We start from the raw sequence: 7,216 nt of genomic DNA on the forward strand, positions 1-7,216 counted from the left end.
TCGATCGCGCTCGGGTTCGCGTTCCTCTACATCCCGATCCTGCTGCTGGTGATCTACAGCTTCAACGAGTCGCGGCTGGTCACGGTGTGGGGCGGCTGGTCGACGAAGTGGTACGGCGAGATGATGAGGAACCAGGGCATCCTGTCCGCAGCCTGGGTGACGCTGCGCGTCGCCATCATCTCCTCGACGCTGGCGACGATCCTCGGCACGCTGGCGGCCATCGTGCTGGTCCGGATGGGCCGCTTCCCTGGGCGCACGCTTTTCTCGGGCATGATCTTCGCGCCCCTGGTCATGCCGGAGGTGATCACGGGTCTCTCGCTGCTGCTGCTGTTCGTCGCCATGAACATGGACCGCGGCTTCTGGACCGTCGTCATCGCGCACGCGACGTTCTCGATGTGCTTTGCCGCCGTCGTCGTGCAGGCGCGCCTCTACGACTTCGACAAGTCGGTGGAGGAGGCGGCCATGGACCTCGGGGCCACTCCGATCGGGACGTTCCGGCAGGTCACGCTGCCGATCATCGCGCCCTCGGTGGTCTCGGCCTGGCTGCTCTCCTTCACGCTGTCGCTCGACGACCTCGTGATCGCGAGCTTCACGACGGGACCGGGCGCGACGACGCTGCCGATGAAGATCTACAGCCAGGTGCGGCTCGGCGTGACGCCGGAGATCAACGCGATCTCGACGGTCATGATCGGGTTCGTGACGGTCGGCGTGCTGGTGGCGGCCTATACGACGAAGCGCGCCGGCGAGCGGCGGATGCGCGAAGCAGCAGCCGTCGATGCGGGTGCGAAATAGGATCGTCCGGCTGCGATTGGCCTTGAAATCCGCTTTCCGGCTCGCTTCTTCTGCGATCCGGTTTTAGAGAAGGTCCATGCCGGCCACGCACGTTAATTCCTATTATGCCGCCACCGCCAACGACGACACGCGCTATCCCGCCCTTAGGGGAACGGAGACGGCCGATGTCTGCGTGGTCGGCGGGGGCTTCTCGGGGATCGCGACGGCGCTGTCGCTTGCCGAGCGCGGCTATCAGGTCGCCGTGCTCGAGGCCGAGCGCGTGGGCTGGGGTGCGTCGGGGCGCAACGGCGGGCAGATGATTGCCGGCATCAGCGGCGAGCTTCGTTTGGAAAGCCAGCTTGGGGAGGCGGGGCGACGGCTGCTCGCCGACATCCGCTACCTCGGCAACGACATCATCGAAAGGCGCGTCACGCGCTACGAGATCGAGTGCGACCTGAAGCGCGGCTGGATGGAAGTGGCGGCGCGGCCGCGCCACATGGCGGCGATGCGGGCCTATGTGGAGGAGCTCCGTAAGGCCGGCGACGGCGATACGCTCGAGATCGTCGAACCGGGGGACATGCCGCGGGTGATCGGCACGTCGCTCTATCACGGCGCGATGCTCGACCGGCGCAGCGGCCATCTCCACCCGCTCAACCTGTGTCTCGGCGAGGCGCGTGCGGCCGCGGGGCTCGGCGTCAGGATCTTCGAGGAGTCGCCGGTGACGGAGGTCGTGGGCGGCGACAGGCCGTTTGCGGCGACGGCTGCAGGACGCGTCGAAGCCCGCTCGATCGTGCTCGCCGGCATGACGGACCCGCGGTTTCAGACGGGGCCGTTACGCGGGCTCCTGTTCCCGACCGGAAGCTACATCGTCGCCACCGCACCGCTGCCGGAGCATGTCGCGAGCGAGATCAGTCCTGAGGATCTGGCGGTGGCCGACAGCAACGTGGTGCTCGACTACTTCCGTCTTTCGGCGGACCGGCGGCTCTTGTTCGGCGGGCGCTGCAACTATTCGAACCGCGATCCGCGCGATATCCGCGCGACGCTCCGGCCGCGGCTCGTCGAGGTGTTTCCGCAGCTCGATGGTGTGGCGCTCGATTATGCGTGGGGCGGAAAGATCGATATCGTGTTGACGCGCGTGCCCGCCATCGGACGGCGCGAGCCCAACGTCTACTACATGCAGGGCTACTGCGGGCATGGGGTCAACGCCACGCACATTGCCGCCGAGATCGTGGCGGACGCCATCGCGGGGACGATGGAGCGGTTCGACCTGTTCGAGAAGATCCGCCACATCCGCCTTCCGGTCGGCCAGTTCCTCGGCAACCAGATGCTCGCGCTCGGCATGCTCTATTACCGGCTCAGGGATCTTCTCTGACGCCGTGGGTTGAGCTCGAGTCACCGATCCTCGCGTGGAAAGAAAAGGGCGCGCCCGTTGCCGAAGCGCGCCCTGGATTTTGAAACCGTGCCGCACCTCTACGCCGAGGCGGCCTTCTCGAGCAGCTTGGCGATGGCCGCGTCGGCCTTGGCGATGGCCTCGTCGCAGGCGATGTAGGCGGGCGTGGCGTTGCCCCAGTTCTGGCTGCGGACGGCATCGACCATCCGCGTCGCCTGGGTCTGCGCCGCCGCAAGCGCCGACGACAGGTCGGAGACCAGCATCGCGCCGCCGCCGGTGGCCTTGCAGACCTCCTCCGCCTCGGCCATGACGCCGGCCTGGGGAAGCAGCGGCGCGGCGGCCGGAGCCGGCATCGTGCCGAGCAGGATCTGGGCGAGCTGGCGCTTCCAGAAGAGCACCTCCGCGCCGAGGCGCATCAGCGCCTGGCAGCGCACCGGGAGCGCTGCGCCATCGAAGGCTTTGCGCAGGATGTCCTCGCAGTCCTCGAGACGCTTGCCGATCTTCTGCACCTCGTCCTTGCTCTTGCTGGCCTTCTCGGAGATGTTTCCGACGTTGTGTGTGATCTCGGTGGTGGCAGCGCGCTGCTGCTCGAGCACGTTGGAGAGGCTGCGGATGCGCTCGGCGACCTCGGAGACCTCGTCGCCCAGGCTCTCGATGATGGCGCCGACCTGCGTCACCACCGAGCTGCCGGAGGCGACGGACTTGAGGCTGTCCGTCACGGCCTGACGGATCTCGTGCATCTCGCGCGTCAGCGCCTCGACGCGCGAGCGGATCTCCTGCGTCGCCTTGCCGGTCTCTACGGACAAGGTCTTGACCTCGGCGGCGACGACGGCGAAGCCGCGGCCGGCCTCGCCCGCGCGGGCGGCCTCGATGGTGGCGTTGAGCGCCAGGAGATTGGTCTGGCGTGCGATGGAATCGATCGAGGTCGCCATCTCGCCGATCTGGTCGACGGCGGCCTGCAGGACGGAGACCTGATCGCCGATCTTGCTCGATTGGCTCTGGATGTTGGTCATCGCGTCGACGGCGGCGCGGGCATCGTTGATGCAGCTTCGCATCGTGTCGCGGGCATTCTCGGTCTGGCTCGCGCTCTGGGCGGAGACGGTCGACAGCTCGGCGATGGAGGCGGCCATTTCCTCGACCGCGCTCGAGATCGAGGCGGTCGACTGGGCAACCTCGCTGAAATCATGGGACAGCCAGCCGACGTTGACGGCGGCTTCGCACGCCTCCTTGCCGAGGTTTCCCGCGAGCATGAGCTGATCGGAGTAAGCCTCTTTCACGAGGCCGACGAGACGGCCCAGGGCTTCGCCGAGCGCGCCGTCCACAGGCACGCCGGACTTGAGCTTGCTGCGGACCAGCCCTTCGAGCGCAGCAACGAGCTGTTGCTCGGAAGCGGCAGCGGATGCGTCCGTCTGCGAGGGCGCGCTGGCATGTGATCCGCTGGGACGGCGCATTGCAAACACTGGGGTCTCTCCTTGTCGCGAGGTTCCTGTTCCGAGTGTCCGGTCAAGGGAGGCTCTTCGGCCTGGGCCGTGCCCGGGCGCGTTGCCATAAGTTCTGATCCGACGAACAACGCCCATACAATTGGGCAGCAGCCGTTAAAGGCCACTTAATGTATCTGTCGTGCGATAGAATTTGACTGTCAGCGGACCTTTCACGGCCCTGGCAGCGGCCGCAGGGGCACCGCCGTCCGCAGCGGCTCCTGCTTCGCCGGGGGTGGGTCCGGGCCGATCCGGACCGGCCGCCGGTCGTGCCGGAAGGCCATGGACCCGCCAGGGCTTTCATCGAGGAGCCGCGCTGGGGCGCGCGCTGGCGGCCCGGGTGCCGGCGCATCTTTGCCTAGCTTCAGTCATCGTTGTAGCCTATCGAGGGCTCGCTCCGGGAGGGTAGCTCGCGCGTCGTGCAGGGGGAGGGTTCACGTGGCCACCGTCGTCACCGTTCACGGTACGTTCGCGCATTCGGGGGGCACGGCGGATGCGCTCAACATCGACCCGGAGAGCGAGGCGCAGTGGTGGCAGCATGGCAGCGCGTTCGAAGCCGACATCAAGGCGCTCGTCGCCGGCGCGGACGGCACGCCGGTCGACGTGGTCCCCTTCGCGTGGAGCTCCCTCAACAGTGAGATCGACCGGCGCAACGCGGGCTCGGCGCTCCTGCGCCTGATGCGGGGCCTCGACGCGCAGGGCGAGCCCTACTGCGTGGTCGGGCACAGCCATGGCGGATCGGTGATCGCCTCGGCGCTGATCGAAAGCGTGGCCCGCAAGAGACCGCTCACTCACCTCAAGCGCTGGATCACGGTCGGCACGCCCTTTGTCGGGATGCGCAAGGAGCGCTTTCTGTTCACGCGCCTGACGCTGCCGCGCAGGGTGATGTTCGTCGCCTCGCTGATGCTGTTCATGATGTTCCTGTTCTACGTCGGGGGCGAGCTGTTCGCGAACGGATTCCGGGTGCGCGGCGAGCGCTATGTCAGGGCGCTGCTGTTCAACGGCGTCATGATGACATTGCCGATCCTGGTCTTTTATACCGTGTTTCGCTTTCTCGACGGGCGCGAGCTCATGGGATACGGCCGCGGCGCGGTTCAGCGGGCACGCGATCATTATGGAGACAAGTGGCTGCCGCTCTGCCACAAGGACGACGAGGCGGTGCAGGGCCTGCGCTATCTGCCCAAGGTGCAGTATCGCTTCTTCGACCGGGATTTTGCGACCTCGACGCTGACGAAGGCGGCGGTCGTGGTGCTGCCGCTGGCCTACCTGCTCGTCGTCACGTCGCCCGGCATCATGCTCGGGATCTCGGACTTCCTGCAGACCCGCGTCTACGGCGTGCAGGAGTTTGCCGACGACGACGCGGCCGCGACGCAGGCGCGCCAGGAGCTCCGGGCGCTTCAGGAGCGTATGCGGGTCGCGCGTGAGGCGGCCGAAAGCGGAGGGTTCGATGCCGCGGCGGCTGAGGAGGCGCGTCAGCGCATGCGCGGCATCCGCCTGCAGATGCAAGCCAAGCGCCAGATCCTGCAGCGCCAGTTCCCGGAGTTCGCCGCCGTTGAGCGGGCGCAGCGGTTCAAGCGACGGTTCCTGATGCGCGACGGCAAGCCTTGCGAAGGCGGCCGGCTGTGTGGCGGCGGGCACGATTATGCCTTGAACAGCAAGCTGCTGTTCCACGTCGTCACGGACGAGCTATCGAGCGCCGTGGTGGACGACGGGCTGTTCTCGGGTGCGCTCGGCAACGCGCTGAGGCTGCTCGTGCCCGTCGTGCTCGTGCCGCTCGTGTTCGCCATGATCGCGCTCGGGGTGCTGGCGGTCATCGAATACATCGCCGCGTTCGTGAGCGCACTTCTCAGCCGCAGCCTCAACGCCCTGACGCTCTCGGAAATGAAGCGCTCGACGTTCGGCAACGATACGGAGGGCGAGGTCGTGCTCGGGGCGGACTACGGCCCCTCGTGGCTCGAGCCGGTGACGTGCCTGCTCCCGGACGACGTGAGCCACGAGATCACCGATCACAGCAACGCCATGGCCTCGCAGTCGCTCGCCAAGTTCCGCAACGCGATCAGCACGCTCGCATTCTCGGAAGAGGACAACAAGGGCGGGCTGATCACCCATTACCTCTCCTGGAAGGAGCTGGTGCACACCTGCTATTTCGACGTCGCGTCGTTCCGGAAGATGGTTGCGCTGTCGATCTGCCAGGCGGAGGGCTTCATGCCCACCGAGGCGTTCCTTGCCGATGCCGGCTTCGCGCGGACCGGGCAGTGGGTGGCCGACCTCGGCCGCCGGATCGAGACCGATCCCGAGACGGGCCTCGTGCTTGCGCCCGTGCAGCGGCCCGTCGCGTTTCCGGCCTGACGTCCGAGGCTTGCGACGCTCCTGCTCCCATCCCGCAACGACAGCTAGGTCTTGATCTCTAGGAACTCGATCTCGGGGTTCTTGCCGGCGTTGTAGTTCAGGTTGAAGATCGAGGCGGGGAGATAGACGTAGTCGCCGTCGAGATCGGTGGCGATGGTCGAGCGGTTGGACTCGATGAAGCGCTTCAACGCCGCCGGATCCTTCGAGCGGATCCAGCGCACGGCGTCGCAGGGTGCCGGATCGAAGGCGGTCTTCAGCCCGTACTCGTGCACGAGCCGGTCGGCCAGCACGTCGAGCTGGAGCGCGCCGATGACGCCGACGATCGGCTGCGTGCCGTCGATCGGATTGAACGCCTGCACCACGCCTTCCTCGGCCATCTCGCGAACGGCGTCCTTGAGCTTCTTGGCCTTGATGGCGTCCTCGAGCCGGATGCGGCGCAGGATCTCGGGCGCGAAGCTCGGGATGCCGAGGAAGATCACGTCCTCGCCTTCCGTCAGCGCGTCGCCGATGCGCAGCACGCCGCGGTTGGGGATGCCGACCACGTCGCCGGCATAAGCTTCCTCGGCAATGGAGCGGTCCTGCGCGAAGAAGAACTGCGGTGCCGAGAGCGCCATGGTCTTGCCGGAGCGCACATGCTTCACCTTCATGCCGCGCGTGAGCTTGCCCGAGCAGACGCGCATGAAGGCGATGCGGTCGCGATGGTTCGGGTCCATGTTGGCCTGGATCTTGAAAATGATGCCGGTCATGGCCGGCTCGCTGGCCTTGATCTCGCGGTTCGCGGCGTGCTGCGTGCGCGGCGGCGGCGCGTAGGTCTTGAGGGCATCGAGCACGTCGCGCACGCCGAAGTTCTTCAGGGCCGAGCCGAAGTAGACGGGCGTCAACGCGCCATGCTGGAACTTCTCGAGATCGAACTTGCCGCACGCCTCCGCCACGAGGTCGATTTCCTCGCGCCAGCGCTGATAGGCCTCGGGCTCCATGATCTCGGAGAAGAGCGGGTCGTCGGGTCCGCTGATCGGCGTGCCGTCGAAATTCTCGTCGAGACGGCGCACGCGCGGCTGGTTGAGATCGTAGGTGCCGCGGAAGTCGCGGCCCTGGCCGATGGGCCAGACCATGGGCGCGGTGTCGAGCGCCAGCGTCTTCTCGATCTCGTCGAGGAGGTCGAGCGGCTCCTTGGCCTCGCGGTCGAGCTTGTTGATGAAGGTGACGATCGGGATGTCGCGCAGGCGGC

Annotated in this window: 5 protein-coding genes; 3 read left to right on the forward strand and 2 right to left on the reverse strand. The window is 67.0% G+C overall.

What is annotated here, in order from left to right:
* Positions 1-792: ABC transporter permease (locus V7082_RS20950; RefSeq protein ID WP_334151582.1), on the forward strand; the 792-nt coding region annotated here is incomplete at its 5' end.
* Positions 793-868: 76 nt separating this feature from the next.
* Positions 869-2,143, forward strand: coding sequence for an NAD(P)/FAD-dependent oxidoreductase (locus V7082_RS20955; protein WP_334151584.1), 1,275 nt, complete (start codon positions 869-871; stop codon positions 2,141-2,143).
* Positions 2,144-2,241: 98 nt separating this feature from the next.
* Here V7082_RS20955 and V7082_RS20960 read toward each other — a convergent pair whose 3' ends face one another.
* Entirely contained in the window at positions 2,242-3,612 is a 1,371-nt protein-coding gene (locus V7082_RS20960; RefSeq protein ID WP_334151587.1) for a methyl-accepting chemotaxis protein, read from the reverse strand.
* Positions 3,613-4,077: 465 nt separating this feature from the next.
* Between V7082_RS20960 and V7082_RS20965 the strand changes: the two genes are divergently transcribed.
* On the forward strand, positions 4,078-5,988 hold the full coding sequence (locus V7082_RS20965; RefSeq protein WP_334151585.1) for a hypothetical protein: 1,911 nt from the start codon (positions 4,078-4,080) through the stop codon (positions 5,986-5,988).
* Positions 5,989-6,032: 44 nt separating this feature from the next.
* On the opposite strand, the gene V7082_RS20970 is transcribed toward V7082_RS20965, so the two are convergent.
* On the reverse strand, positions 6,033-7,216 hold a 1,184-nt coding region (locus V7082_RS20970), incomplete at its 5' end, for an EF-Tu/IF-2/RF-3 family GTPase (protein ID WP_334151586.1).

Source organism: Hyphomicrobium sp., assembly GCF_036833075.1.
In the GTDB taxonomy this organism is placed as follows: domain Bacteria; phylum Pseudomonadota; class Alphaproteobacteria; order Rhizobiales; family Hyphomicrobiaceae; genus Hyphomicrobium_C.